The organism is Pseudomonas sputi (assembly GCF_021603585.1).
Lineage (GTDB): Bacteria > Pseudomonadota > Gammaproteobacteria > Pseudomonadales > Pseudomonadaceae > Aquipseudomonas > Aquipseudomonas sputi.
The window spans coordinates 34,378-60,290 of the sequence record NZ_BQHI01000013.1; the positions used below are offsets into that span (position 1 = coordinate 34,378).

The 25,913-nt window shown below is 60.4% G+C and carries 24 protein-coding genes; 14 read left to right on the forward strand and 10 right to left on the reverse strand.

Annotation, left to right across the window (positions count from 1 at the left end):
• Positions 1–13: 13 nt before the first annotated feature.
• Positions 14–1,555 carry a phosphoenolpyruvate carboxykinase gene (locus L6D81_RS18310; RefSeq protein WP_007952682.1) on the reverse strand — a complete coding sequence of 514 codons (1,542 nt, stop codon included), beginning with the start codon at positions 1,553–1,555 and terminating at the stop codon, positions 14–16.
• A 181-nt stretch (positions 1,556–1,736) separates the two neighbouring features.
• Positions 1,737–2,639, reverse strand: coding sequence for an Hsp33 family molecular chaperone HslO (gene hslO / locus L6D81_RS18315; RefSeq protein ID WP_011331968.1), 903 nt, complete (start codon positions 2,637–2,639; stop codon positions 1,737–1,739).
• Between the two features lie 104 nt (positions 2,640–2,743).
• Between hslO and L6D81_RS18320 the strand changes: the two genes are divergently transcribed.
• Entirely contained in the window at positions 2,744–3,544 is an 801-nt protein-coding gene (locus tag L6D81_RS18320; protein ID WP_236181340.1) for a phosphatase PAP2 family protein, read from the forward strand.
• Between the two features lie 69 nt (positions 3,545–3,613).
• On the opposite strand, the gene L6D81_RS18325 is transcribed toward L6D81_RS18320, so the two are convergent.
• Entirely contained in the window at positions 3,614–4,021 is a 408-nt protein-coding gene (locus L6D81_RS18325; protein ID WP_236181341.1) for an RNA-binding S4 domain-containing protein, read from the reverse strand.
• Between the two features lie 116 nt (positions 4,022–4,137).
• Between L6D81_RS18325 and rimA the strand changes: the two genes are divergently transcribed.
• The 3 genes from rimA to rimK are packed head-to-tail and all read left to right on the forward strand — an operon-like array spanning position 4,138 to position 6,315.
• The gene (gene rimA, locus L6D81_RS18330; RefSeq protein ID WP_236181426.1) at positions 4,138–4,917 is read left to right on the forward strand and encodes a S6 modification regulatory phosphodiesterase RimA; all 780 of its coding nucleotides are present in this window, start codon (positions 4,138–4,140) and stop codon (positions 4,915–4,917) included.
• 16 nt (positions 4,918–4,933) lie between these two features.
• Entirely contained in the window at positions 4,934–5,413 is a 480-nt protein-coding gene (gene rimB / locus L6D81_RS18335; RefSeq protein WP_064592732.1) for a retropepsin-like aspartic endopeptidase RimB, read from the forward strand.
• Positions 5,410–6,315 carry a 30S ribosomal protein S6--L-glutamate ligase gene (gene rimK / locus L6D81_RS18340; protein WP_236181342.1) on the forward strand — a complete coding sequence of 302 codons (906 nt, stop codon included), beginning with the start codon at positions 5,410–5,412 and terminating at the stop codon, positions 6,313–6,315. Before rimB ends, rimK begins: the two co-directional genes overlap by 4 nt.
• Before the next feature lie 35 nt (positions 6,316–6,350).
• Here rimK and L6D81_RS18345 read toward each other — a convergent pair whose 3' ends face one another.
• Together L6D81_RS18345 and ompR are read right to left on the reverse strand one after the other, a co-directional pair.
• Positions 6,351–7,664 carry an ATP-binding protein gene (locus tag L6D81_RS18345; protein ID WP_236181343.1) on the reverse strand — a complete coding sequence of 438 codons (1,314 nt, stop codon included), beginning with the start codon at positions 7,662–7,664 and terminating at the stop codon, positions 6,351–6,353.
• Positions 7,665–7,778: 114 nt separating this feature from the next.
• Positions 7,779–8,519 carry an osmolarity response regulator transcription factor OmpR gene (ompR, locus tag L6D81_RS18350; RefSeq protein WP_007952694.1) on the reverse strand — a complete coding sequence of 247 codons (741 nt, stop codon included), beginning with the start codon at positions 8,517–8,519 and terminating at the stop codon, positions 7,779–7,781.
• Positions 8,520–8,879: 360 nt separating this feature from the next.
• Between ompR and L6D81_RS18355 the strand changes: the two genes are divergently transcribed.
• The 9 genes from L6D81_RS18355 to L6D81_RS18395 all read left to right on the forward strand — a co-directional run bounded on the left by L6D81_RS18355 (position 8,880) and on the right by L6D81_RS18395 (position 19,208).
• Complete coding sequence (locus L6D81_RS18355; RefSeq protein WP_236181344.1) at positions 8,880–11,204, forward strand: Tex family protein; 2,325 nt, start codon at positions 8,880–8,882, stop codon at positions 11,202–11,204.
• On the forward strand, positions 11,204–11,587 hold the full coding sequence (locus L6D81_RS18360; protein WP_236181345.1) for a PaaI family thioesterase: 384 nt from the start codon (positions 11,204–11,206) through the stop codon (positions 11,585–11,587). Before L6D81_RS18355 ends, L6D81_RS18360 begins: the two co-directional genes overlap by 1 nt.
• A 256-nt stretch (positions 11,588–11,843) precedes the next feature.
• Positions 11,844–13,427, forward strand: coding sequence for a glutamate--cysteine ligase (gshA, locus tag L6D81_RS18365; protein WP_236181346.1), 1,584 nt, complete (start codon positions 11,844–11,846; stop codon positions 13,425–13,427).
• 238 nt (positions 13,428–13,665) lie between these two features.
• Positions 13,666–14,643: a taurine ABC transporter substrate-binding protein gene (gene tauA, locus L6D81_RS18370; RefSeq protein ID WP_007952702.1), complete on the forward strand. Its 978-nt coding sequence runs from the start codon at positions 13,666–13,668 to the stop codon at positions 14,641–14,643.
• A 16-nt stretch (positions 14,644–14,659) separates the two neighbouring features.
• Positions 14,660–15,454 (forward strand): taurine ABC transporter ATP-binding subunit, encoded by a 795-nt coding sequence (gene tauB / locus L6D81_RS18375; protein ID WP_236181347.1) that lies wholly within the window; start codon positions 14,660–14,662, stop codon positions 15,452–15,454.
• On the forward strand, positions 15,451–16,290 hold the full coding sequence (gene tauC / locus L6D81_RS18380) for a taurine ABC transporter permease TauC (RefSeq protein ID WP_236181348.1): 840 nt from the start codon (positions 15,451–15,453) through the stop codon (positions 16,288–16,290). Before tauB ends, tauC begins: the two co-directional genes overlap by 4 nt.
• Before the next feature lie 57 nt (positions 16,291–16,347).
• Positions 16,348–17,190, forward strand: coding sequence for a taurine dioxygenase (gene tauD / locus L6D81_RS18385; RefSeq protein ID WP_236181349.1), 843 nt, complete (start codon positions 16,348–16,350; stop codon positions 17,188–17,190).
• A gap of 134 nt (positions 17,191–17,324) precedes the next feature.
• A complete protein-coding gene (locus L6D81_RS18390) occupies positions 17,325–18,002 on the forward strand; it encodes a hypothetical protein (RefSeq protein WP_085712703.1) in 678 nt (225 codons plus the stop codon).
• A gap of 3 nt (positions 18,003–18,005) precedes the next feature.
• Positions 18,006–19,208 (forward strand): helix-turn-helix domain-containing protein, encoded by a 1,203-nt coding sequence (locus L6D81_RS18395; protein ID WP_236181350.1) that lies wholly within the window; start codon positions 18,006–18,008, stop codon positions 19,206–19,208.
• A 74-nt stretch (positions 19,209–19,282) separates the two neighbouring features.
• Here the strand turns inward: L6D81_RS18395 and mgrA are convergent, their stop codons facing one another.
• Genes mgrA through L6D81_RS18410 form a run of 3 tightly spaced genes read right to left on the reverse strand, consistent with a single transcriptional unit; the run spans position 19,283 to position 23,906 of the window.
• Positions 19,283–20,320 (reverse strand): L-glyceraldehyde 3-phosphate reductase, encoded by a 1,038-nt coding sequence (gene mgrA / locus L6D81_RS18400; protein ID WP_236181351.1) that lies wholly within the window; start codon positions 20,318–20,320, stop codon positions 19,283–19,285.
• 39 nt (positions 20,321–20,359) lie between these two features.
• The gene (locus L6D81_RS18405; protein ID WP_236181352.1) at positions 20,360–21,679 is read right to left on the reverse strand and encodes an LLM class flavin-dependent oxidoreductase; all 1,320 of its coding nucleotides are present in this window, start codon (positions 21,677–21,679) and stop codon (positions 20,360–20,362) included.
• A gap of 1 nt (position 21,680) precedes the next feature.
• A complete protein-coding gene (locus L6D81_RS18410; RefSeq protein WP_236181353.1) occupies positions 21,681–23,906 on the reverse strand; it encodes a TonB-dependent receptor in 2,226 nt (741 codons plus the stop codon).
• A gap of 205 nt (positions 23,907–24,111) precedes the next feature.
• Here L6D81_RS18410 and L6D81_RS18415 point away from each other — a divergent pair, with 205 nt between their 5' ends.
• On the forward strand, positions 24,112–25,149 hold the full coding sequence (locus L6D81_RS18415) for a LacI family DNA-binding transcriptional regulator (RefSeq protein WP_236181354.1): 1,038 nt from the start codon (positions 24,112–24,114) through the stop codon (positions 25,147–25,149).
• A gap of 21 nt (positions 25,150–25,170) precedes the next feature.
• Here L6D81_RS18415 and L6D81_RS18420 read toward each other — a convergent pair whose 3' ends face one another.
• Both L6D81_RS18420 and L6D81_RS18425 read right to left on the reverse strand, forming a co-directional pair.
• Entirely contained in the window at positions 25,171–25,635 is a 465-nt protein-coding gene (locus L6D81_RS18420) for a type II toxin-antitoxin system HicB family antitoxin (protein ID WP_373874314.1), read from the reverse strand.
• Positions 25,632–25,814, reverse strand: a complete 183-nt coding sequence (locus L6D81_RS18425) for a type II toxin-antitoxin system HicA family toxin (RefSeq protein WP_236181428.1) — start codon at positions 25,812–25,814, stop codon at positions 25,632–25,634. The genes L6D81_RS18420 and L6D81_RS18425 overlap by 4 nt, the downstream gene beginning before the upstream one ends.
• Positions 25,815–25,913: the final 99 nt, after the last annotated feature.

Here is a 25,913-nt window from a genome sequence, read left to right on the forward strand (position 1 = left end):
CCAAAAACCAGTCTTACAACTTAGGCCCGGCAGCCTTGATCGCGTCGCTCACTTCGAACTTCTTGAAGTTCTCGATGAACAGACCGGCCAGTGCTTTGGCAGCTTCGTCGTACGCAGCCTTGTCAGCCCAGGTGTTGCGTGGGTTGAGCAGGTTGGTTTCGACGCCCGGTACGGCCAGTGGCACGTCCAGGTTGATGGTGTCCAGGTGCTCGGTGGCTGCACCGATCAGCGCGCCGCTCTGGATCGCTGCGATCACCGCACGGGTGGTCGGGATGTTGAAGCGTTTGCCGACGCCGTAGCCGCCGCCGGTCCAGCCAGTGTTGACTAGGTAGACCTTGGAGCCGAAGCCGCGGATGCGCTTGATCAGCAGTTCAGCGTATTCGCCGGCCGGACGCGGGAAGAACGGTGCGCCGAAGCAGGTGGAGAAGGTCGACTTGATGCCGCTGCCCGAACCCATTTCAGTCGAGCCCACCAGAGCGGTGTAGCCGGACAGGAAGTGATACGCCGCTTGCTCTTCGTTGAGGATCGACACTGGCGGCAGGACGCCGGTCAGGTCGCAGGTCAGGAAGATCACAGCGTTCGGCTCGCCGCCCAGGTTCTTCTCGGAACGCTTGGCAACGTGCTCCAGCGGGTAAGCTGCGCGGCTGTTCTGGGTCAGGCTGACATCGGCGTAGTCGGCGTGCTTGGCGTCGTCGATCACGACGTTTTCCAGCACCGCGCCGTGCTTGATGGCTTTCCAGATGACCGGCTCGTTCTTCTCGGACAGGTCAATGCACTTGGCGTAGCAGCCGCCTTCGATGTTGAAGACAACGCCTTCGCCCCAGCCGTGTTCGTCGTCACCGATCAGGTAACGGCTTTCGTCGGCGGACAGGGTGGTCTTGCCGGTGCCCGACAGACCGAAGAACAGGGTCACGTCGCCTTCTTCACCGATGTTGGCAGCGCAGTGCATTGGCAGCACGTCAGCGGCCGGCAGCAGGAAGTTCTGCACGGAGAACATGGCTTTCTTCATTTCACCGGCGTAACGCATGCCGGCGATCAGCACTTTCTTCTGGGCGAAGTTGATGATCACGCAACCGTCGGAGTTGGTGCCGTCACGCTCAGGCACGCACTCGAAGTTGGCAACGTTCAGCACTTGCCACTCTTCGCGACCGGCCGGGTTGTACTGGGCCGGGTTGATGAACAGGCAACGACCGAACAGGTTCTGCCAGGCAGTCTGGGTGGTCATCTTCACGGCCAGGTAGTGATCTTCGGCCGCGCCTACATGCACGTGGGAAACGAAATGCTCTTGCGCGTTGTTGAATGCTTCAACACGAGCCCACAGCGCGTCGAACTTGTCGGCCGGGAACTTGCGGTTGATCGGGCCCCAGGCGATGGCAGCCTGGGTGGAAGGCTCTTCAACGATGAAACGGTCGACTGGCGAACGGCCGGTGCGGTGACCGGTGCGAACAACCAGAGCGCCGGTATCGGCAAGCTCGCCTTCACCGCGGTTCAGGGCTTCTTTTACCAGATCATCAACACTCAGATCGGTGTACACGGCGTTATTGGCTTGCGTCATGAGGTTCCCCGTCGGCCAGTGGCCGAGTGTGCTCCAAACGTTTTGTAGTAGAAAGTCGTGCACTACTACCGCGAAAAAAGTGGGCCGGATTATGCCAGAAAAGCCCAAAAAGAGTAGGGCCCTCCCGTCGTAACGGCGTAATTCCGTCGTTGAGCAGTGAATTTACCTGCGCTGAACCGTTTTAGTGCCGGGTATCTGACGGCGTCTCGACGCCCGCGCCAGCGAACAATTGAGCGATATCCGCCGCGTCGAACAGGTAGCGCTGGTTGCAGAACTGGCAATCGATCTCGACTTGACCACCTTGCTCGGCCACCAGTGCCTGCGCATCTTCCAGCCCCAGGCTGACCAGTGCATTGCCCGAACGCTCGCGGGAGCAGCTGCAGTGGAAGCGCAGCTTCTGCACATCGAACAGACGGACCTGCTCTTCATGGTAGAGGCGGTGCAGAACCGTTTCGTTGTCCAGGCTCAACAGTTCATCCGCGGTCAGGGTGTTGCCCAGCGCGGTGATGTGCTGCCAGCTGGCGGCGCGTTCTTCTTCGTCTTTCAGGCGATCAGCCGGCAACTGTTGCAGCAGCAGACCACGGGCACGGCGGCCGTCGGCGCACAGCTTGAAGCGGGTGCCGACCTGCTGGGACATGACGAAATAGTTGGTGAAGCAATCGGACAGGGTTTCGCCGTCGAGGTCGACGATGCCTTGGTAACGCTGACCGGCGATCGGGTCGACGGTCAAGGCCAGGACACCGTTCGGCATCAGGTCGCCAAGGGTTGCGTCAGCCGGAATCTGCTCGGCGTGATAGCGCGCCAGGCCACGGATCTCGCGCTCGCTGGAGCATTCAATCATCAGCAGCGGGATCGGGCCTTCGGAGCGGGCCTGAAGAATCAGCAAGCCATCGAATTTCAGGGTCCCTACCAGCAACGAGGCGGCGGCCATCAGTTCGCCCAGCAATTGCGCAACCGGTTCCGGGTACGGGTGCTTGGCGAGCACTTCGGCATAGCTGCGCTCCAGCGACACCAGTTCGCCGCGCGTGTCGCTGTCATCGAAGATGAAGCGTTGGGTGTAATCGGTATCGAGGAAATCGGTCATAGGTCTGGGTATCTGAATGTGATGACAAAATGGTTACAAAGAATGAAAATCCCGCGCTTCTGGCATCCTTTTTGATGCCGATGTTCAGCCACGGGAGGCATTTTATGAACAATCCGGGTTTGTTCCAATCAAGGTGGAACCTCGGCCGGCTGGTTCTGTGCAACGTTGTGCCATTGGCACTACTGGCTTTCTGGTTATGGCCTACGGGTCAGATGCTGTGTGTGATTTTCGACGAGTGGCTGTTCCGCTCACTCAACGCACCGCTGGCCAGCAACCCCATATGGCTCCACATCTGGGCAATTGCAAGTCTGCGACCGTTCGACATCGTCGTCGGTCTGATTCTGCTGACGCTGCTGATCAAGGGCGACTGGGTGTTCAGGGCGATTGACGTGCGCCGCGCCTTTTTTGGTTTTTTCTCGATCCTGCTGCTGATGGTGGTGATCCGCGCGCTGTTTTCCAAGTTCTCCGATTACATGGGCTGGCAGCACAGCAGCCCGTCGATGGTGCTCGAAGGCGCCGTGCATATCAGCGATTACTTCCCGCATCTGGAGAAGACCTGGGAGCTGAAGGATCGCTCGAGCCAGAGCTTCCCCGGTGACCACGCTTCGGTACTGTTGATCTGGGCGCTGTTCATGGGCGTGTTCAGCCGTACGGTCGGTCAGTTTCTGGTGATCTGGGGCCTGGCACTGCTGTTCATGTTGCCGCGTCTGGTCGCCGGTGCTCATTGGGGCCAGGACGATTACATCGGCGGCATGCTGCTCGCGGTGTGGGCACTGGGCTGGGGTTACTACACGCCGTTTGCTTACCACGCGGCAAACTTCTGGCTGAAGGTCACGGCGCCGGTTTTCCGGCTGCTGGGCAACCTGCCGGTGGTTTCGCGGATGAGTGTGGTGTCCGCGCAATAATCGAACATTGCTGAACAAAAAACGCAGCCACCGGCGGGTCTTGTACCCAGGCCGGCAGGCTGCGTTTTTTTATTCACCGCTACTGTTCCCACGAAATTTAAACAGATCCCGACGCTGCTTCTTGCTCGGTTTGCCGTCGGTGGTCACCCCCAGCGCGCCTGCCTTGCGCATCGCCGCAGACGCTTCGCGCTTGGCGATGCTGGCCTCGGTCTCGGCATACAGCGTCTGTGCTTCAGGTGCGCCGCGACGCACGATCGACAGGGCCTGAACCACGACGGTCTTTTCATCGAAACCGGTACGAATCTCGAACTCATCGCCAATCCGTGGTTCTTTGCCAGGCTTGCAGCGCTCTCCCCGACAATGCACCTTGCCACTCTCGATGGCGGCTTTGGCCAAAGCGCGAGTCTTGAAAAAACGCGCGGCCCACAGCCACTTGTCGAGACGAACCTTGTCGTCCTCTTCGCTTTTTTGTGCCATATGAATTCCTCGTTCAGCCAGTAGTCGGAACTGTACTACCGATTCTGTCGGGCGCAAGAACTCGGCCCTCCAGATAAACTGTGATCTTCGCCGGTTCAACGGCATGGAGTGATCGAGTGACCAAATTTCCGTCTTCATTGACCTCGCCCACATCCGGGTGCCTGGGCTGCCAGCAAAGCGAACCGCTGGGCTTCGACTTTTCCTTCGCTTATCAGCCCATCGTGGATCTGCGTGACAAGTCGGTGTATGCCTACGAGGCACTGGTCCGTGGTGCGGCCGGTGAAGGCGCATTAACGGTGCTGGATCAGGTTACAGAAGATAACCGCTACCGTTTCGACCAGCTCTGCCGGACTCGCGCCATCGAAGGCGCAGCCGAGCTCAATATGCAGACACACTTGTCGATCAACTTCATGCCCAACGCCGTCTATCGTCCAGAGTTGTGCATTCGCAGCACCCTGGCGGCCGCGAGGAAACACAACTTTCCGATCGACCGGCTGATTTTCGAAACACTGGAAAGCGAGCACGTAGATAACTATCGCCATTTGACCAATATTCTGCGTGAATACCGCGAATTCGGCTTCAAGACGGCCATCGACGATTTCGGTGCCGGCTATTCGGGGCTCAATCTGCTGGCCGATTTCCAACCGGACCTGATCAAACTCGATATGGCGCTGATTCGCGATATCGACCATGACCGTGTTCGTCAGGCTATCGTTCGGGGGATTGTCACAATCTGTGCGGAGTTGAACGTTACAGTCATCGCCGAGGGCATCGAGAGCGCCGGTGAACGGGATTTCCTGGCGGACTGCGGAATATTTCTGATGCAGGGCTACTGGTTCGCCAAACCCGCATTCAAAGCGTTGGCCCAGGTGCCCCCTGAGGCGTGGACGCGTTAATCGTTGGTTTTTTCCATTGAAGACATTTGACCATTTGACCGTTATCGGTCTGCGCGAGTGGGTGGCGCTTCCGGATCTGGGAGTCGCCGGCCTTCGGGCAAAAATCGACACCGGCGCCAGCACCTCAAGCCTGCACGCCACCGACATCGAGCCGTTCGAACGCGACGGCGAGAAGTGGGTGCGCTTCACCGCGCACCTGGGCACCGTCGTGCAGCTGCGCCATCGACGTTGTGAAGCGCCGCTGGTCGCCCGCAAGACCATCAAGAGTTCGAATGGCCAGGCCCAGGTGCGCTACGTGATCAGCACCACCCTGGCCCTGGGTGACCGGGTCTGGCCGATCGAGTTCACCCTCGCCTGCCGCAAGTCCATGCGCTACCGCCTGTTGCTCGGTTCCAAAGCCCTGATCGACGGCCATCTGGTGGTCAATCCGGGCATCAAATATGTACAAGACAAGCCGGTGTTCCCGGTATCTACCTCCTCCACAGGTGTTGCATGAAGATCGCTGTGCTGTCGCGGAACCCGCGTCTGTATTCCACCCGCCGTCTGGTCGAAGCCGGTACCGAACGCGGGCATGAAATGGTGGTGATCGACACCTTGCGCGCCTACATGAACATTGCCAGCCACAAGCCGCAGATCCACTACCGCGGCAAACCGCTGGAGGGTTTCGACGCAGTGATCCCGCGGATCGGCGCGTCGGTGACGTTTTATGGCTGCGCGGTGTTGCGTCAGTTCGAAATGATGGGGGTGTTTCCGCTCAACGAATCGGTGGCGATCGCCCGCTCGCGGGACAAGCTGCGTTCATTGCAATTGCTGTCGCGCCGTGGCATCGGTTTGCCGGTGACCGGCTTCGCCCACTCGCCGGACGACATTCCCGATCTGATCGACATGGTCAACGGCGCGCCACTGGTGATCAAGGTGCTGGAAGGCACTCAAGGCATCGGCGTGGTGTTGTGTGAGACCGCTACCGCGGCGGAGTCAGTGATCGAGGCGTTCATGGGCCTGAAGCAGAACATCATGGTGCAGGAATACATCAAGGAAGCAGGCGGCGCCGACATCCGCTGCTTCGTGGTCGGCGACAAGGTGATCGCGGCGATGAAGCGGCAGGCCAAGCCCGGCGAGTTCCGCTCCAACCTGCACCGAGGCGGCAGCGCCAGCCTGATCAAGATCACCCCGGAAGAGCGCATGACTGCGTTGCGCGCGGCCAGGGTGATGGGGCTGACGGTAGCGGGTGTGGATATTCTGCGCTCCAACCACGGGCCGCTGGTGATGGAGGTGAACTCGTCACCGGGTCTGGAAGGGATCGAAACCACCACGGGCAAGAACGTGGCGGGGATCATCATCGAACACCTTGAGAAGAATGGCGGGCCGAACATGACCCGGACCAAAGGCAAGGGTTGAACCTTGCACCAGGCGGCCGCGAGGCCGCCTGAAATTCAAACCGCGTCTCTCGGCAGCATCAGTCCCAACGGCAACCGAACCCGCGCCTCCAGTCCGCCACCGGAGCGATTGCGCAGTTCAACATTGCCGCCGTGCATCGAAGCAATCCGCTTCACGATCGCCAGCCCCAGACCGGTGCCTTTTCCGCCCCGCGCCCGATCTCCTCGGGTGAACGGGTTGAAAATCGCCTCAAGCTCCGATGGGGCGATTCCCGCACCACGGTCCATCACGCTCAGCACCACGTAAGGCGCACTCGTGTCACCGGACACATAGGCCGCGACATCCACGCTCCCCCCGGCATGATTCAGCGCGTTGCCAATCAGGTTGTTCAGCAAACGCTTCATCGACACCCGACGCAACGGGAACGGCTGGATCGGCTCCAGGCGCAGGCGCACTTTCTCCTCGCCCTGGTTGTACGGTGCCGCGACTTCACGCACCAGATCGCTGAGATCCACTTCCTCCACCGACTCATCCCGACCATCGCGAATGAACGCGAGGAACTGGTCGAGGATTGCGTCCATGTCTTCGATGTCGCGCACCATATCGTTGGTCAGATCCGTGCGATCCCCCATCAACTCCAGCGACAGCCGCAAACGGGTCAGCGGCGTTCGCAAGTCATGCGAGACCCCCGCCAGCATCAGCTCCCGCTCGCGGCCGGCCTGCTCGACGTCTTCAGCCATCTGGTTGAAGGCACGATAAACCTCGGCCATTTCGCTGGGGGTGTCACTGATCGGCAGGCGCACGCTGCGGCCCTGGCCAAGTTGCCGGGCGGCGTAGACCAGACGTTTCAACGGCTGATTGAGCTGGCTGACGAAAATCCACGCAGACGCCGTAGACAGCAACCCGATGGCCAGGAACCAGCCGAGCACGTTCCAGATTTTCTGGCCACGCAACGGGTGTGGATACAGTGGCACTTTCAGCCAGCCGTCACCGAGGCTCGGCGCACGAACCCACAAGGCCGGCGGCGAGTGCATACGCAAACGCACTTCGGTGTCGGCACCCAACTCCGCCTGCATCTGCCGCTGGTAGATTTCACTGTAGGGCCAGTGCTGTTCACCTTCGGGCACGCCGGCACCGACTACACGGATCAAGGTCGCGGCATCGGCGATTTTCGCGCGGTTCTCTTCGTCGGCGGCCCAGTAGGCACGCAGCGTCAGGGCGACGCCATGGCTGTATTGGCGGTCGACCAGCACGTCCTCGTTCATCAACAGATAAACCAGGGTCAATGCCTTGGAAAACAATACGACGATGAGCACCAGCCACAGGGTGCGGGAGAAGAAACTTTGGGGGAACCAGACGGGGGTTTTCATGGATAACCGCTACACACTTGCAGGAGCGAGCAATGCTCGCATATTGCGGATTGCGAGTCTGCGCAGGCGGCACTTTCGACCGTTCCCCGCAGACCCGCTCCTACAAATCACCCATCACTTGGTGGAGTTGCCATCCGGCACGAACACGTAGCCGACACCCCAGACGGTCTGGATATAGCGCGGCTTGGACGGGTCAGGTTCGATCATCCGGCGCAGACGGGAAATCTGCACGTCGATGGAACGCTCCAGGGCATCCCACTCCCGGCCACGGGCCAGGTTCATCAACTTGTCGCGGGTCAGCGGCTGACGGGCATTCATCACCAGGGCCTTGAGCACCGCAAACTCACCGGTGGTGAGCATGTGCACTTCGTCGCCGCGCTTGAGTTCGCGGGTGGCCAGGGACAGCACGTAATCGCCGAACGTGACGTTTTCTTCTTCACTGCCCGGCGCGCCCGGCACTGGTGCGGCCTGACGGCGCAGTACGGCCTTGACGCGGGCCATCAGCTCGTCCGGGTTGAACGGCTTGGCCAGGTAGTCGTCGGCGCCCAGTTCCAGGCCCTTGATACGGCTCAGCTCGTCACCCTTGGCGGTGAGCATGATGATCGGAATCTGATTGTTCGCGCCACGCAGGCGGCGGCAAGCGGTCAGGCCGTCTTCGCCCGGCAGCATCAGGTCGAGGACGACCAGGTTGAACACTTCACGCGACAGCAGACGATCCATCTGCTCGGTATTCGGTACGGCGCGGGCACGGTAGCCCTTGCTGACGAAGAAGCGTTCCAGCAGGCTGCTCAGCCCCGGATCGTCGTCAACGATGAGAATTTTTTCGCCTTCAGCAGTTTGTGCAGTGCTGCTCATTGGATGCTCCTTTTAGCTCGGCGCGCATTATGGCGTAGCTGCCGTTATACGCACCGTGTGCATTGTTAGCAGATTTTTCCTTCACTGCCAGAAAACCGGGGCTTGGGCCTACAGACTGTGTCGCCCCCGAATGACAGAACGCTGGTTATAATGCGCGGCCTTTTGTGCCAGGCAACGTCTGAATCGTTACCGCAGGTGGCCGTCCTTTATTTTCCGGGTCGCCGCAGTAATTGTTCGATTTCACGGGTCAATGGGATGCCTTTTGACCCAGGCAGCGGCAAGCGTCAGGCCGCCCCACCAGACTCCGGGCCCTTGTTTACGTGCCTGCGAGCCTGCTTTTACAATTTGTCAGGTGGTTTTATGGACAGCATCAACAGCCGCATCGCCGAGGAACTCGGCGTACGCCCACAACAGGTCGAAGCGGCCGTCGCGCTACTCGATGAAGGCTCTACCGTTCCCTTCATCGCCCGTTACCGGAAAGAAGTGACCGGCAGCCTCGATGACACCCAACTGCGTCATCTGGAAGAGCGTCTGCGCTACCTGCGAGAACTCGACGAACGGCGCATCAGCATTCTTTCCAGCATTCAGGAGCAGGGCAAACTCACCCCTGAACTGGAACGCGAAATCAAACTCGCCGACACCAAGACCCGCCTCGAAGACTTGTACCTGCCGTACAAGCAGAAGCGCCGCACCAAGGGCCAGATCGCCCTGGAAGCCGGCCTCGGCGAACTGGCCGACGGCCTGTTCAACGACCCGTCGCTGACCCCGGAAACCGAAGCCGCGCGCTTCGTCAACGCCGAAAAAGGCGTGGCCGACGCCAAGGCTGCACTGGAAGGCGCCAAGTACATCCTCATGGAGCGCTTCGCCGAAGACGCCAACCTGCTGGAAAAACTGCGCACCTACCTGAAGCAGGAAGCCACTCTCAGTGCCCGCGTGATCGCCGGCAAGGAAGAGGAAGGCGCGAAATTCCGCGATTACTTCGAACACGACGAACCACTGAAAAGCATGCCGTCGCACCGCGCACTGGCGATTTTCCGCGGCCGCAACGAAGGCATTCTCAGCTCCGCGCTGAAAGTCGGCGAAGAGCTGCCGGGCACCCTGCACCCATGCGAAGGCATGATCGGCCAGCATGTCGGCATCCAGAACCAGAACCGTCCGGCCGACAAATGGCTCGGTGAAGTGGTGCGCTGGACCTGGAAGGTCAAGCTCTACACCCACCTGGAAACCGACCTGCTCGGCGAGCTGCGCGACGGCGCCGAAACCGAAGCGATCAACGTGTTTGCCCACAACCTGCACGACTTGCTGCTGGCCGCCCCGGCCGGCCCGCGCGCCACCCTGGGTCTCGACCCGGGCCTGCGTACCGGCTGCAAGGTCGCGGTGGTCGACTCCACCGGCAAACTGCTCGATCACGCGACGGTTTACCCGCACGTGCCGCACAACAAATGGGATCAGACCATCGCCATCCTGGCCGCCCTGTGCGCCAAGCACTCGGTCGATCTGATCGCCATCGGCAACGGCACCGCCAGCCGTGAAACCGACAAGTTGGCGATCGAGCTGATCAAAAAATACCCAGCGATGAAAATGACCAAGGTCATGGTCTCCGAGGCCGGTGCATCGGTGTATTCGGCATCGGAACTGGCGGCCAAGGAATTCCCGGATCTGGACGTGTCGATCCGTGGCGCGGTCTCGATTGCCCGTCGTCTGCAGGATCCACTGGCCGAACTGGTGAAGATCGATCCGAAATCCATCGGTGTCGGCCAGTACCAGCACGACGTGTCGCAGCTGAAACTGGCGCGCGGTCTGGACGCCGTGGTCGAGGACTGCGTGAACGCCGTGGGCGTGGACGTGAACACCGCCTCCGTGGCACTGCTGGCGCGGATCTCCGGCCTCAACGCGACTCTGGCGCAGAACATCGTGGCCCACCGGGACGAGCACGGCGCGTTCAAGACCCGCGCGGCACTCAAGAAAGTCGCGCGTCTGGGCGAGAAAACCTTCGAACAGGCTGCCGGCTTCCTGCGAGTGATGAACGGCGACAACCCGCTGGACTCCTCGGCCGTTCACCCGGAGGCCTATCCGTTGGTGCAGCGCATCGCCGCCGAGACCGACCGCGACATCCGCTCGCTGATCGGTGACGCCGCGTTCCTCAAGCGTCTGGATCCGAAGAAATTCACCGACGAGACCTTCGGTCTGCCAACCGTCACCGACATCCTGCAGGAATTGGAAAAGCCGGGGCGCGACCCGCGTCCGGAATTCAAGACCGCCGAGTTCCAGGAAGGCGTCGAAGACCTGAAGGACCTGCAACTGGGGATGATCCTCGAAGGCGTGGTGACCAACGTGACCGCGTTCGGTGCGTTCGTCGACATCGGCGTGCATCAGGACGGTCTGGTGCACATTTCGGCGCTGTCGGAGAAATTCATCAAGGATCCGCGCGAAGCGGTGAAGGCCGGTGACGTGGTGAAAGTGAAGGTCATGGAAGTCGACATCCCGCGCAAACGCGTCGGCCTGTCGATGCGCATGAGCGACACCCCGGGCGAGAAGATCGACGGTGCCCGTGGTTCGCGTCCGGGCTCGGCGCCACGCCAGTCCCAGGGTTCGGCTCCGCGCAAGGAAACCACCCCGGCGGCTCCGGTCAATAACGCAATGGCCTCGCTGTTCGCCAACGCCAAGCAGTTGAAGAAACGCTGATGGACATGCCGGTCGGGCTCGTCGAGAGCGCGTTTTTCAAGCTGTTGGGCTGCCGTCTGCACAGCCTGGAAACCGGGGTGGCGCAAGTCGCCCTGGCGCTGGAACCCGAACTGCGCAACCGCGGCGGCAAGCTGCACGGCGGTGCGCTGTTCAGTCTGGTGGACATTGCCATGGGGCTGGCCTGTTCCAGCACCCACGGTTTTGACCAGCAGAGCGCGACCATCGAGTGCAAGATCAACTACATCCGCGCCGTCTCTGAAGGCGAGGTGATGTGCACGGCGCGGGTGATCCACCCGGGCCGGCGCACGCTGGTGGTCGAAGCCGACGTGATGCAGGGCGACAAACTGGTCGCAAAAGCGCAAGGCACGTTCGCTGTCCTGTAGATGTTGTTCATCATTTTGAGTTAATTTCGGCGCTGTGATCGCAGCGTCGAGCTTTTCTGTGGGAGCGGGCAAGCCCGCTCCCACAGGGACCGCGTAATCTTCGCGTGCATCGGCCAGATTCAGGGAGTGAAGTTGGCGTTTCAACGGGGGCTTCAGAGCCCGAAAAACCAGGCGAAAACGCCAGTTTCAACTTCACCCTTGTAGACCGTCCTGCCCACCCCCATATTGGGGCGACTGACGCGTGAAGGAATCCAAATTGAGCGAACTTCTCAACCGCCGCCTGGCTCTGCTCGGCGAGCGCGCTAACCTCTCTCTGCTTGAGCAGTGCCTTCACGGTATCGAACGTGAATGCCTGCGCGTGACCGGCGAAGGCCGCCTGGCCCAAACGCCGCACCCGGAAAGCCTGGGAGCCGCGCTGACCAACGAACAGATCACCACCGACTATTCCGAGTCGCTGCTGGAATTCATCACGCCCGCCCTGCCAGACCCTGCCGATACCCTGGCGAGCCTGGACAGGATTCATCGCTTTGCCTACAGCAAGCTCGGCAACGAGTACCTGTGGAGTCCATCGATGCCGTGCCCTTTGCCGGCCGAGGAAGACATTCCGATCGCCTATTACGGCAGCTCCAACATCGGTCAGCTCAAGTACGTCTACCGCAAGGGCCTGGCCCTGCGTTACGGCAAGACCATGCAGTGCATCGCCGGGATTCACTACAACTTCTCCCTGCCGGAAAAGCTCTGGCCGCTGCTGAAAGAAGCCGAAGGCTTCGTCGGCACCGACCGGGATTTCCAGTCGTCGTCCTATATCGCGCTGATTCGTAACTTCCGGCGCTACAGCTGGCTGCTGATGTACCTGTTCGGTGCTTCACCGGCGCTGGATGCCGGTTTCCTGCGTGGTCGCCCGCACCAGCTGGAGCAACTGGATCCGGACACCCTGTACCTGCCCTACGCTACCAGCCTGCGCATGAGCGACCTCGGTTACCAGAGCAACGCCCAGGCCGGCCTGACCCCGTGCTACAACGACCTGACGAGCTACACCGATAGCCTGCGCAAAGCGGTGGCCACGCCGTACGCGCCGTACGTCGAAGTCGGCACGCACCAGGATGGCGAGTGGGTGCAACTGAACACCAACATCCTGCAGATCGAAAACGAGTACTACTCCAACATCCGCCCGAAACGCGTGACCTACACCGGCGAGCGGCCGATCCAGGCCTTGATGGCCCGTGGCATCCAGTACGTCGAAGTGCGCTGCCTGGACATCAACCCGTTCCTGCCGATGGGCATCGACCTCACCGAGTCGCGCTTCCTCGATGCGTTTCTGCTGTACTGCGCGCTGAACGAAAGCCCGCTGCTGACCAACATCAGCTGTGGCAACGCCACGTCGAACTTCCTCAGCGTGGTCAAGGAAGGCCGTCGTCCTGGCCTGCAATTGCAGCGTGACGGCCAACCGGTCGAGCTGAAGGCGTGGGCTGCCGAACTGCTGGAGAAAATCGCTCCGCTGGCGGCGCTGCTGGATCAAAGCCATGGCGGCGATGCCCATAGCAAGGCGCTGGATGCACAGCTGGCCAAGGTCAAGGATTCGTCCCTGACGCCTTCGGCCCAGGTGTTGGCAGCCATGGCCACGCACAAGGAAAGCTTCGCGCAGTTCTCCCTGCGCCAGAGCCAGGCCCACGCCGAGTTCTTCCGCAGCGAGCCGTTGGCGGCTGAAGAGCAAGCGAGGTTCGAAGAACTCGCGCGCTCGTCGCTGGCACAACAGGCTGAGCTGGAGCAGAACGAGGTGGGCGATTTCGACGTGTTTGTCGGGTCGTATCAGGCGAGTATTCTGGCGATCAGTAACTGACACTTCCTTCCCTGATCGTTGATCGTTCCCACGCTCTGCGTGGGAACGATCAAAAAAGCCTCAAGGGACGCGGAGCGTCACGCACTGAATCCCCACGCAGAGCGTAGGAACTATCAGGTTTTGTCAGTTAGATTTTTCCGCTCATAAGCTCATTCTAAATAGTTATTTATTTTTAGATTCTTAGATCATTTAGTCTCCTTTCACGCCGACGCTCGGTCGCCTGATATGGAGCTTTTCAATGAAACTGAATTTCCCGCTTCGCCTGCTGGCCGTGGCCTCTCTGGCTGCTGCGAGCTTCCTGGCTCAGGCCGCCGACCTCACCGTCGCCTACCAGACCACCGTTGACCCGGCGAAAGTCGCTCAGGCCGACGGCGCCTATGAAAAAGCCACCAAGGCCGACATCAACTGGCGCAAATTCGATAACGGTGCCGACATCATTGCCGCCATCGCGTCCGGTGACGTGCAGATCGGTTACCTCGGTTCCAGCCCGCTGACCGCCGCGATCACCCGCAAGGTCCCAGTGGAAACCTTCCTCATCGCCACCCAGATCGGCGCCGCCGAAGCGCTGGTCGCCCGCGACGGCTCCGGCATCAAGACCCCGCAGGATCTGGTCGGCAAGAAAATCGCCGTGCCGTTCGTGTCCACCGGTCACTACAGCCTGCTGGCCGCGCTGAAGCACTGGAACATCGACCCTTCGAAAGTCACCGTCCTCAACCTCGCCCCGCCGGCGATCATTGCCGCGTGGAAACGCGGTGACATTGACGCCACCTACGTCTGGGATCCAGCCCTGGGTGTGGCCAAGGAAAACGGCAAAGTGCTGATCACGTCTGGCGAACTGGCCAAGTTCGGCGCGCCGACCTTCGACGCCTGGATCGTGCGCAAAGACTTCGCCGAGAAGCACCCGGAAATCGTCACCGCCTTCGCCAAGGTCACCCTCGACGCCTATGCCGACTACCGCAAGGACCCGAAAGCCTGGCTGGCCAATCAAAGCAACGTCGACAAGCTGGTGAAACTGTCGGGCGCCAAGGCCAGCGACATCCCATTGCTGCTGCAGGGCAACGTCTACCCGCTGGCGGCGGATCAGGTCAGCGACCTCGGTGCACCGACCACCAAAGCCATCACCGATACCGCCGCGTTCCTCAAGGAACAAGGCAAGGTCGAAGCGGTACTGCCGGACTACGCGCCGTACGTCAGCGCCAAGTACATCACCAACTGATCGGGAGTTGACTGCGATGGCCTTGCTACAGCTGGAGCGCATCAGCGCACAGTATCCCGGCAGCCCGGAACCGGTACTGTCCGACATTTCCCTGACCCTCGGCCCGCAGCAATTGCTGGTGGCCCTCGGCCCGTCCGGCAGTGGCAAGACTTCGCTGTTGAACCTGATTGCCGGCTTCGTCGAACCGAGCGCCGGCCGCATCACCCTCGATAACGTGCCGGTCGAAGGCCCGAGCGCCGAACGCGGCGTGGTGTTCCAGGACGACGCCCTGCTGCCCTGGCAGGACGTGCTGGCCAACGTTGCCTTCGGTCTCGAACTGGCCGGTGTGGCCAAGGACAAACGCGAACAGCCCGCCCGGGAAATGCTCGCGCTGGTCGACCTTTCCGGTTTTGAACATCGTCGGATCTGGCAGCTTTCGGGCGGCCAGAAACAGCGAGTCGGCCTGGCCCGCGCCCTCGCGGCGGACCCGCGTGTGTTGCTGATGGACGAGCCCTTCGGCGCCCTCGACGCCTTTACCCGCGAGCAGATGCAGGAGCTGTTGCTGCAAGTCTGGCAACGCACCGCCAAACCGGTGTTCCTGATTACCCACGACATTGAAGAAGCGGTGTTCCTCGCCACCGACCTGATTCTGCTGGCGCCGAATCCGGGGCAGATCGTCGAGCGTCTGCACCTGGACTTCGGCCAGCGTTATGCCGCCGGTGAGTCGGCACGGGCGATCAAGTCCGACCCGCGTTTTATCGAAACCCGCGAACACGTGCTCGCCAAAGTGTTCTCGCAACGCAGCGCCGTTCAGCGGCAGGAGCGCGCATGAACAGTTACGACGTTTCCGCCACCACGGTAAAACCCGACGCTACATCGGTGGTGATTCCCGTGCGTCGCCGCCTCAGCACCCGCTGGATCAGCCTGCTGACCCTGTTCGCCTTGCTGGTGATCTGGTGGGCCGTCACGGCCACTGGCCTGATCGAGCCGCTGTTCCTGCCGCCGCCCTCCGCCGTGCTGCAAAAAGGCTGGTTGCTGGCGACCACGGGCTATATGGATTCGACGTTGTGGCAGCACTTGGGCGCGAGCCTGAGCCGCATCGGCCTGGGCCTGGGTTTTGCGATTTTGACCGCGGTGCCGGTGGGCATTGCCATCGGCGCCAATCGCATCGCCCGTGGTGTGCTCGATCCGCTGATCGAGTTCTACCGGCCGATTCCGCCACTGGCGTATCTGCCGTTGATTGTGATCTGGTGCGGCATCGGCGAGTTGTCGAAAGTGCTGCTGATCTACCTGGCGATTTTCGCCCCGATCGCGATTGCCACCGCCACCGGCGTGCGCACCGTCGACCCGGCCAAATTGCGCGCCGCACAGTCGCTGGGCGCCACTCGCGCACAACTGATCCGGCATGTGATTTTGCCGAGCGCCCTGCCGGACATTTTGACCGGAGTGCGCATTGGCCTGGGTGTCGGCTGGTCGACGCTGGTCGCCGCCGAATTGATCGCGGCCACCAGCGGCCTGGGCTTCATGGTGCAGTCGGCCGCGCAGTTCCTGGTCACCGATGTGGTGGTGCTGGGGATTCTGGTCATCGCCCTGATCGCCTTCGCCATGGAAATGGGCCTGCGCGCCCTGCAACGCAAACTGGTGCCGTGGCACGGCCAGGCCCACTGATTTTTCAGCACTGACTACCCCGAAAGTTTCGGGGCCCCGGAATTGAAGAGAACCACCATGAGCAGCCTGAACATCACCCCGTTAAGCTCGGCCCTCGGCGCACAGATCAGCGGCGTCGACATCAGCCAGCCGCTGAACCTGGAACAGCGCGACGCCATCGAGCAGGCACTGCTCAAATACCAGGTGCTGTTCTTCCGCAATCAACCGATCGAGCCGTCGCAGCAGGCGCGTTTCGCCGCCTACTTCGGCGACCTGCACATTCACCCGATCTACCCGAACGTGCCGGAACAACCGCAAGTGCTGATCCTCGACACCGCCGTCACCGACGTGCGCGACAACGCGATCTGGCACACCGACGTGACCTTCCTGCCGACCCCGGCCATGGGCGCGGTGCTCAGCGCCAAGCTGTTGCCGGAGTTCGGTGGCGATACGTTGTGGGCCAGCGGAATTGCCGCGTATGAAGCGCTGTCAGCGCCGATGAAAGCACTGCTCGAAGGACTGACCGCGACTCACGATTTCACTCGCTCGTTTCCGCTGGAGCGCTACGGCAATACCCCGGAGGCACTGGCGCAGTGGGAAGAAGCACGACGCAAGAACCCACCGCTGTCGCACCCGGTGATTCGCACGCACCCGGTGAGCGGACGCCGTTCGTTGTTCGTCAACGAAGGGTTCACGTCGAAGATCAATGAGCTCTCGGAGACCGAGAGCGAAGCGGTGTTGAAGTTCTTGTTCGCGCATGCGACACGGCCGGAGTTCACCATTCGCTGGCGCTGGCAGAAGGATGACATTGCGTTCTGGGACAACCGCGTGACGCAGCATTACGCGGTGGATGATTACCGGCCGGCGCGGCGGGTGATGCAGCGGGCTACGGTGTTGGGGGATGTGCCGTTTTTCAGGTGAAAGCCTCAACGAGAAAACTTACCCTCCTGAAATGTTCCGCTTGTCGGAGCACTGTACAAAGAAACAGCCTTCGCTTTCATAACGAATAAAAATGAAGTAAAAATCCGCTTACCGAATAGTGAGTGGTGAATCGCATGGTCACAAAAGAAGAAATCCAGGGTTTCATTCGTGCGCAGGTCGACAGGGAGTTCTTTGATGAACTAGAGGTCCTGATCCCACAAACATTTCAAAAGGCGGCCAAGGAGGTTGAAGACCTCCTGATTCACACGCCGCCGGAAGACTTGCGAGGTCATCTGCGCCATTCACTTGTTCAGGAAGCCTTAGCTGGGATGAAGCGCTGGAATCCCATCGTCAAGAGCACGGATCCCAAAGGTCATAACTACGTTCTGTTGGAATTAGGAAAACTGCGCATCACAGCCGTTGTACTGCCTTGGCAGAAAGAAATCCGAGCTGCCAAACACCGCAACGAACTCAAAACGCTGAATGAGTCACTGGCATCAATTCAAATGGATTGGATTGACGGGCTCGCGCATACGGTTACCGAACAACTGATTCATGCGCTTGTCGTAGTCCATGCACCGCCACCTCGTTCAGCAGATCAATCAGAGCCTGTTGCAATCATGATGGCGGTGCCCTATTTCAACGGGAAAGGCTTCCACATGGATTGCACGTTTGAGGAGCTGCTTCAGAGCTATTCTGATAATCAGGCAACTGATCAGAAACCGATTGAATTGGTGAAATTGCGAGATAAGATGCGCCGCGCCGAAGACGTTGAAGATCAAATTGATGATGAGAAAAATTCCAAGAGGTGAACCATGAGAACTGGAGTCGCGGGCTTTCAGTCCGAGCGTCTCAAGCAGTTACGGCTCACGTTTGGTATCACCCAAACCGCGTTGGCCGAAATGGTGGGGCGCGCCTCTGGAAACATCTCCAAGTGGGAAAACGGGGTGCAGGTTCCTGAGGCCGATGCTTTCCAACGATTATGTGAGGTCTTCGGCGTCAGTGAGAATTGGCTGCTTGAAGAAAAAATCGTAACGAGCGAGCGTACACCGTTCTTTTTTCGTTCTCAGGTAAGCGCCACAGCAAACGCCAGGGAAATAGCGGAAGTACGCTTGGAATGGCTTCAAGACGTTTCCTACAAGCTGCAAGAAAGCCTGGAGTTCGTGGCAGTCAATGTTCCTCATCTGGAAGAAAGTAACTGTTTACTGATTTCGGACGAAGAAATCGAGAGAATGGCCAGCGAATGCCGCCAAGCCTGGGGACTTGGGACTGCTCCCATCCCCAATGTCATTCAGACCCTCGAAAACGCAGGTATCATCTGCGCTCGAACCACACTGGGCCATTTGAAAATGGACGGTGTTTCAAATTGGTACGAGTTGGATCAGCGGCCTTATGTCCTCCTTGTAGCAGACAAGGCAAACGGCATACGAAACAGATTCGATGCTGCACATGAATTGGGGCATATCGTTCTACATCGTCATGTATCGAAGGAGCAGTACGAATCGAATTACGATCTGCTTGAGTCGCAGGCTCATCGATTCGCCAGCGCATTCCTGATGCCAGCAGAGAGCTTCCTGAGAGAAATTCGATGGCCTACCTTGGATACTTTGCTAGCACTGAAACCACGCTGGAAAGTCTCTGTAGCAGCGATGGTTCGCAGATGCCAGGATCTGGAAATAATCAACGAAACCACTACTACGAGACTGTGGAAGGCCAGGTCAGCAAGAGGCTGGGTCAAGGGTGAGCCGATGGACGCTGACTTCGACTTTGAAAGGCCTCAGTTGATTGCACGAGGCGTAAAAATGCTCGTGGAAAATAAAGTCCTTTCTCGATCTCAACTCAGACAGTTGCTCGGACTACCGCTACCTACACTGGAAAGCCTATGCAGTTTGGACAAGGGTTACTTCACCCTGCCAGATCAGTCACAGGTGATCGACATACAACTGAGAAAACGAACCGCAAGAGATTCCTTTTACAGCGAGGCGGCAGAAGTACTCGGGTTCCCGAGCAAAAAGTAAAACTACAAAAAATTACGGAGAAACCTTGTCCAGTGAGGTTTCTCCGTAATGACGCTTCAAGTCTTCGAAACCACCTATTCCGCCGTCGAAGGCTTCTCCCAAAGATTGATCCCGCCCTCCTGAGCAAACCGGTCAATCTCCGCCAGCTCTTCCGCACTGAAGCTCAGGTTCTTCAACGCCCCGACGTTCTCGACAATCTGCTCCGGCCGGCTCGCACCGATCAGCGCCGAAGTCACTCGAGGATCGCGCAGCGTCCACGCCAGCGCCAGTTGCGCCAGGCTTTGCCCGCGACGCGTGGCGATCTCGTTCAGTGCCCGCACATGAGCGATATTGGCCTCGGACAAATGCGAAGCCTGCAACGAACCACCGCCCGGACGATTGACCCGCGCATCCGCCGGCACGCCGTTGAGGTATTTGTCGGTCAGCAGACCTTGCGCCAGCGGGGTGAACGCAATCACGCCGGTGCCGAGTTCGTCGGTGGTGTCGAGCAGGTCCTTTTCCACCCAGCGGTTGAGCAGGTTGTACGCCGGTTGGTGAATCAGCAGCGGCACTTTCCACTCTTTGAGCAACGCGGCGATCTCGCGGGTTTTCACCCCGGAGTACGACGAGATGCCGATGTACAACGCCTTGCCCTGCTGCACCGCCGTGGCGAGGGCGCTGGCGGTTTCTTCCAGCGGGGTGTCCGGGTCGAAGCGGTGCGAATAGAAAATATCCACATAGTCCAGGCCCAGGCGTTGCAGGCTCTGGTCGAGGCTCGCCAGCACGTATTTGCGCGAGCCGCCGCCCTGGCCGTAAGGACCGGGCCACATGTCCCAGCCGGCCTTGCTGGAGATGATCAGTTCATCGCGATACTGCTTGAAGTCCTCACGCAGCAGACGGCCGAAGTTGATCTCGGCGCTGCCGTAGGGCGGGCCATAGTTGTTGGCCAGGTCGAAGTGGTTGATGCCCAGGTCGAACGCCGTGCGCAGCAACGAGCGCTGGGTGTCGATCGGCGTGCTGTCGCCGAAGTTGTGCCACAGGCCCAGAGACAGCGCCGGCAGCACCAGACCGCTGCGTCCGACGCGGCGGTAAGGGATGGAGTCATAGCGGTTTTCGGCAGCGGTGTAAGTCATCGAATCCTCTCTTGTCGGTCTTGAATCGGGTGTCGATTGCTACGCAAATCTGTTGCCGGGCCGGGCGAGGCCAAGGTTCTGGCGCAAAGTCCGGCCTTCATATTCGGTTCTGAACAGCCCGCGCCGTTGCAGTTCCGGGACCACGCCATTGGCGAAGTCTTCGAGCCCGCCGGGCAGGTGTGGCACCAGCACGTTGAAGCCGTCCGCCGCGCCCTGCTCGAACCATTCCTGCAAACGGTCGGCAATCTGCGCCGGAGTGCCGACGACGCTGTAATGTCCGCGACCGCCGGCGATTCTGCGCCCCAGTTCGGCCAGAGTCAGATGCTCGCGGCCGGCCAGTTCGGTCAGCAGTTTCTGTCGGCTTTGCTGGCCGCTGTCGGTCAGCGGTAATTCCGGCAGCGGCCCGTCCAGCGGGTACTTCGACAGATCGAAGTTGCCCAGCATACGCCCAAGCAGGGCGATGCCCACCTCGGGTTCGACCAAATGCTGAAACGTTTCACATTTTTCCTGTGCTTCGGCTTCCGTCTGCCCGACCACGACAAACACGCCGGGCATGATTTTCAGCGAATCGGCACTGCGTCCGTACTTCGGCAAGCGCCCCTTGAGGTCGGCGTAAAACGCCTGGGCGCTGGCCAGTGAAGTCTGCGCGGTGAACACCACTTCGGCGGTCTGTGCCGCCAGTTCACGCCCGGTTTCCGACGATCCGGCCTGCACGATCACCGGCTGACCCTGTGGCGAACGCGCCACATTCAGCGGGCCTTTGACCTTGAAGTGCTCGCCGACGTGATTCAGCACGTGCAGTTTTTCCGGGTCGTAATACGCGCCACTGACCTTGTCGCGAAGAAAGGCATCGTCCTGCCAACTGTCCCAGAGCCCGGTGACGACCTGATGAAACTCCCGGGCGCGGCTGTAGCGTTCGGCATGGCCGATGTGTTCGTCGCGGCCGAAATTCTGCGCTTCGGCGGCGTTGTCGGATGTCACCAGATTCCACCCCGCTCGCCCGCCGGACAGGTGATCGAGGGAAGCGAATTTACGCGCTACGTGGTACGGCTCGTTGTAACTGGTGGTCGCGGTGGCGATCAGGCCGATGTGTTCGGTGACTGCGCTCAATGCCGAGAGCAAGGTCAGCGGTTCGAAGTGATCCGAGCGGGCCATGCGACTGGCGATGTCCTGGGCCGGCGCGGCGACACTGTCAGCGACGAACAGTGTGTCGAACTTCGCCGCCTCGGCAATCTGCGCCAGGCGTTTGTAATGGGCGAAATCCAGTCCGGCGTTGGCCGGCACATCCGGATGGCGCCACGCGGCAACGTGGTGCCCGGTGGCCATGAGGAACGCGCCGAGTTTCAGCTGTCTGCTCATCTCAGAAGTCCTTGCGCAGTTGCACGCCGAAGTAGCGCTCGTCGTCGCGAGGCACAGCGCGGTAGATGTAGCTACCTCCGCTGGCGAGCAGCGGCGAATAGGACTTGTCGGTGAGGTTCTTGCCGAGCAACGCCACGCGCCAGCCGCTGGTGTAATCGGCCAGAGCCACGCTGGCATTCCAGAGGCCGTAGGCGCCCTGCTTGGTGTCGGCGTTCTGGCTGATGTCGTACTGCACTTCGCTCTGCCAGCTGTAGTCGGTGCCGAGTTCGATATCCAGGCCGTTATCCAGCGGGATTGTGTAGTCGGCCCGCACGTAGCTTTTCCAGTCCGGGCTGAACGGCAGCGGTTTGCCGTTGACGTTGCACGACGCCGCCGCGCCCGCCGGGCAGGCGAACTCATCAATACGGGCGCGGGTGTAGGCCAGCGCACCCGAGAATTTCAGTTGCTGGGTCGCCTGCAGGGCGAAATCAAGTTCCACGCCTTCGGTGCTGACGCTGCCGGCGTTGATCAGGCGCGTTACGACTTGCCCGGCGACGGTGTCGAAAAAATTCGCCTGATAGTTGTCGTAGTCGCTGTGGAAAACCGCGAGGTTGGTGGTCAGGCGATTGTTCCAGGACGAGGCTTTGATCCCCGCCTCCCAGGTGTTGGAGGTTTCCGGTTTCAGCGCTTCGGTGTCGCGCGGCTGCATGTTGAAGAACACGTTGTAGGCCGGGCCTTTGTAGCCGCGCGAGTAGGTCAGGTAGGTGGTAACGGTATCGCTCAGGTCGTACTGCAAACCGAGCCGGCCGGACCAGCCGTCCTCGTCCACCGAACCGGAACTGCGGGTGGCCGGTTGAATGCCGCTGACCGTGGTTGCAGAAGTGGAAACGCGACGGTGATCGTATTCGAGATCGTCGTGGGTATAGCGCAGGCCGGCGATGCCACGGAAGTCAGAAGTGAAATTCAGCGTGCTCTCGCCGAACACCGCGTAACTGTCGCTGGTGGTGCTGTAATCGGCGATGCCACGGTTGATGCTGGTTGTTGTAGTCAGCGTGCGCTGATAAGTCTCGTCATCCTTGCCATGCATGTAGAACAGGCCGCCGACGTATTCGAGGAACTCGCCTTTCGGCGACGCCAGACGCAGCTCCTGCGAGTACTGGTCGAAGGCCAGATCGCCCTTGTCCGCCGTGCCGGGGAACGCGGCTGTCACCGTGCCGAGGCGGTCGCCGTCCTGATACTGGGTGTTGTCCCAGCCACGCCACGCGGTGATCGAGGTCAGGGTGTAATCGCCCAGTTGCCAGTCGAGCTGGCCGGACAGGCCCTTGTTGGTGTCCTCGACGTGGGAGCGGGTGTCGGTAGTGATGTCGCGGTTGTGGCTGGTGGCACTGACCGGGCTCAACGCATTGGCGAAAGCCGGGGTCAGAGCCTTGGTCACGACGCCGTTGGGGCCGTCATCGTGGGACTGCATGTAGTCCGCGATCAGGGTGAAAGTGATGTCGTCGTTCGGAGTGAATTCCAGTTTGCCGCGCACGCCGCGATGGTTGTAGCCGTTGACCTCCTGACCGTTGTGCTGGTTGTCGACGTTGCCGTCGTACGTGCCGAACAGGGTGCTGATCGAGCCCTTGAGCGTGTCCGGAATCAGGCTGCCGCCGATGCCGAAACGGGTGCGGCTTTCGTTGCCGCTGTAGTACGACTGATCAATGTAGCCGTGGGTCGCGGCGGTCGGCGCCTTGCTGGTGATGTTCAGCACGCCGGCCGAGGCATTCTTGCCGAACAGCGTACCTTGGGGGCCGCGCAAGACTTCGACGCGCTCCAGGTCCAGCAGATCCAGAGTGGATTGGCCGGGGCGCGCATAAACCACGCCATCAATCACCGTGGCCACGGTCGGCTCGACGCCCGGCGAGGTGGAAATCGTCCCCACGCCACGTACGAACAACGAGGTGTCCTTGTTCGACGCGCCGGTGCGGAAATTCAGCGACGGCACTTGCTGCACGATGCTCGCCACGCTGTTGCGGTTATCGCGCTCCAGTTGCTCGCCGTCGATCACCGACACCGCCACCGGCACCTTTTGCAGCGACTCTTCGCGGCGGGTGGCGGTGACCGTGACGGATTTGAGGGTCGGCTCCTGATCGGTGCTGTCGGCGGCAAACGCGACGGGCAGCGGCAGCGCAGCCAGCCCGGTGAGTAGCCAGCCCGCAGCGCGGATCGATTGCGCCAGTGTGTGTGTCGCCCCAGGAATGTTGTGCATGTTTGCCCGCTCGAAAAGTTGCCCTGAACCGCTGCCGTTCTGCGACGACAGCGCCTGTCTCGGTGTCTTGGCATTCGCTCGAGCGAGTAGCAGACAACGCCCTTTGTTAGCGCTAACATCACCAGTATTGGCAAGCCCGACATAGACCGTCCAATACTGAAAAATTACTTTTATATGCGTTTTGGTTTTTAAGAAGGATCGTGCCTTGAGCGAAGAAAAGCCCCGCAAACGCCGTGGCGCCGGTCGCGTGACCCTCAACGCGGTGGCACACCAGGCCGGTGTTTCGGCGATCACCGTGTCGCGCTATTTCAACCAGCCGGAACAGGTCTCGCCCGAACGCCGCGAACGGATCGCGGCGGTAGTCGCGGAGCTGGGTTATGTGCCGAATCTGGTGGCCGGCGGGCTCGCTTCGGCGCGGGGGAAAATCGTTGGCATGGTGATCCCGAACATTTCCGGGCCGATCTTCGCCAACACCATTCAGGGCTTCAGCGACACCCTCAGCCGTCACGGTTATCAGCTGTTGCTGGCCTCGAGTTACTTCAGCACTGAACAGGAAGAAAACGCCGTGCGGGCGTTCCTCGGCTGGTCGCCGGCGGCGCTGGTGGTCACCAGCCACTTCCATAGCGCGGGCACGGAAAAGATGCTCGCCGAAGCGGATATCCCGGTGATCGAAACCTGGGATTACCAACCGGATCGCGAGCCGATGCAGATCGGTTTTTCGCACTTTGAAGTGGGGGTCAACGCCGCTCGCTATCTGCACGGCAAGGGTTATCGACGCATCGCCTTCGTGCAGAACAGCGTACCCGGCGACTTCAGCGCGCTGGAACGCCGCGACGGCTATGCGGCGACCGTCCGCGAGTTGGGCCTGGAGCCCTGGGTATTCGCACCCGACGCCGATCGCGCGCCGTTCGAGGCCGGCAAACAAGCGATGCAAGCGCTGATGAACGCCTCACCACGGCCCGACGCCATCCTCTTCGCCAACGACAACCTCGCCGCTGGCGGCCTGCTGGCCGGACAACGCGCCGGCCTCAACATCCCCGAAGACTGCGCCGTCCTCGGCTTCGGCGACTATCCGTTCGCCGAGATGCTGCTGCCGAGCCTGAGCACCATCAAGCCGCCGGCGCTGGAGATCGGCGTATTGGCGGCAACGCGGGTGCTGGAAAGCCTGGGCGTATTGCCGAGCGATGAGGTGCAGCGGTTGAATCTGCTGCAGTGCACGGTTATTGAGCGGGAAAGTACCTGACCCAAATCCTGTAAATCAGCCTTAAGCCGACAATTCGCGCAAGGCAGCAGCGGCCAAAAATCCGGAGCGGGAACTGTAGCGCTGGTCACGCCGAACCGTCTGATCGATACGCTCCAGCAACTGTTCCGGCAGCGTAGCGTTGAAGCGCACCGACTTACCGAAATAGGGTGTGATATCAAACTCGACCACACCCCAGATACCGCCGGCGTAATCCGGATTCTCGAGATGGGCATCAATGTCCTGGATCCGAGGTAACGGCGCGCCATCAGCGACCAATCCCTCATAGTGCAAGGCCAGAGCCTCCAGAGTATTGTCAAAAGCTTCGGCTACCGTAGTGCCTGCGGAGAAGCACCCCGGTACATCCGGGATAATCACTCCGTAGTCTGAGTCGGCATCCTTGTGCAAAACGACCGGGAATTTCATGTAAGTGAGTCCTTCCTCTGACATGTCCATGAACGGACTTTCGTTTCCAATCACAGGCTTCATTTCAAACCCGCCTGTTTGAAAATGCTGTTGATCGTACCCTTGGGAAGATCCGAATCCGGATGCTTGATCGTCACCCTCCCTGGCTTGCCCGGATGTTTGTATTGGTGGTGACTGCCTTTGACGGCGACCAGATAACAGCCATCCTCCTCGATCATCCTGATCATTTCCCGACTACGCATTTCCTTCGCCCTGCTCGACAGCAAGAGCTGCGTACTTTGGAAGCTGGAAGTCCTGTCCAATACACACCATACACACTTGGACAAATATTAGCCTACCAG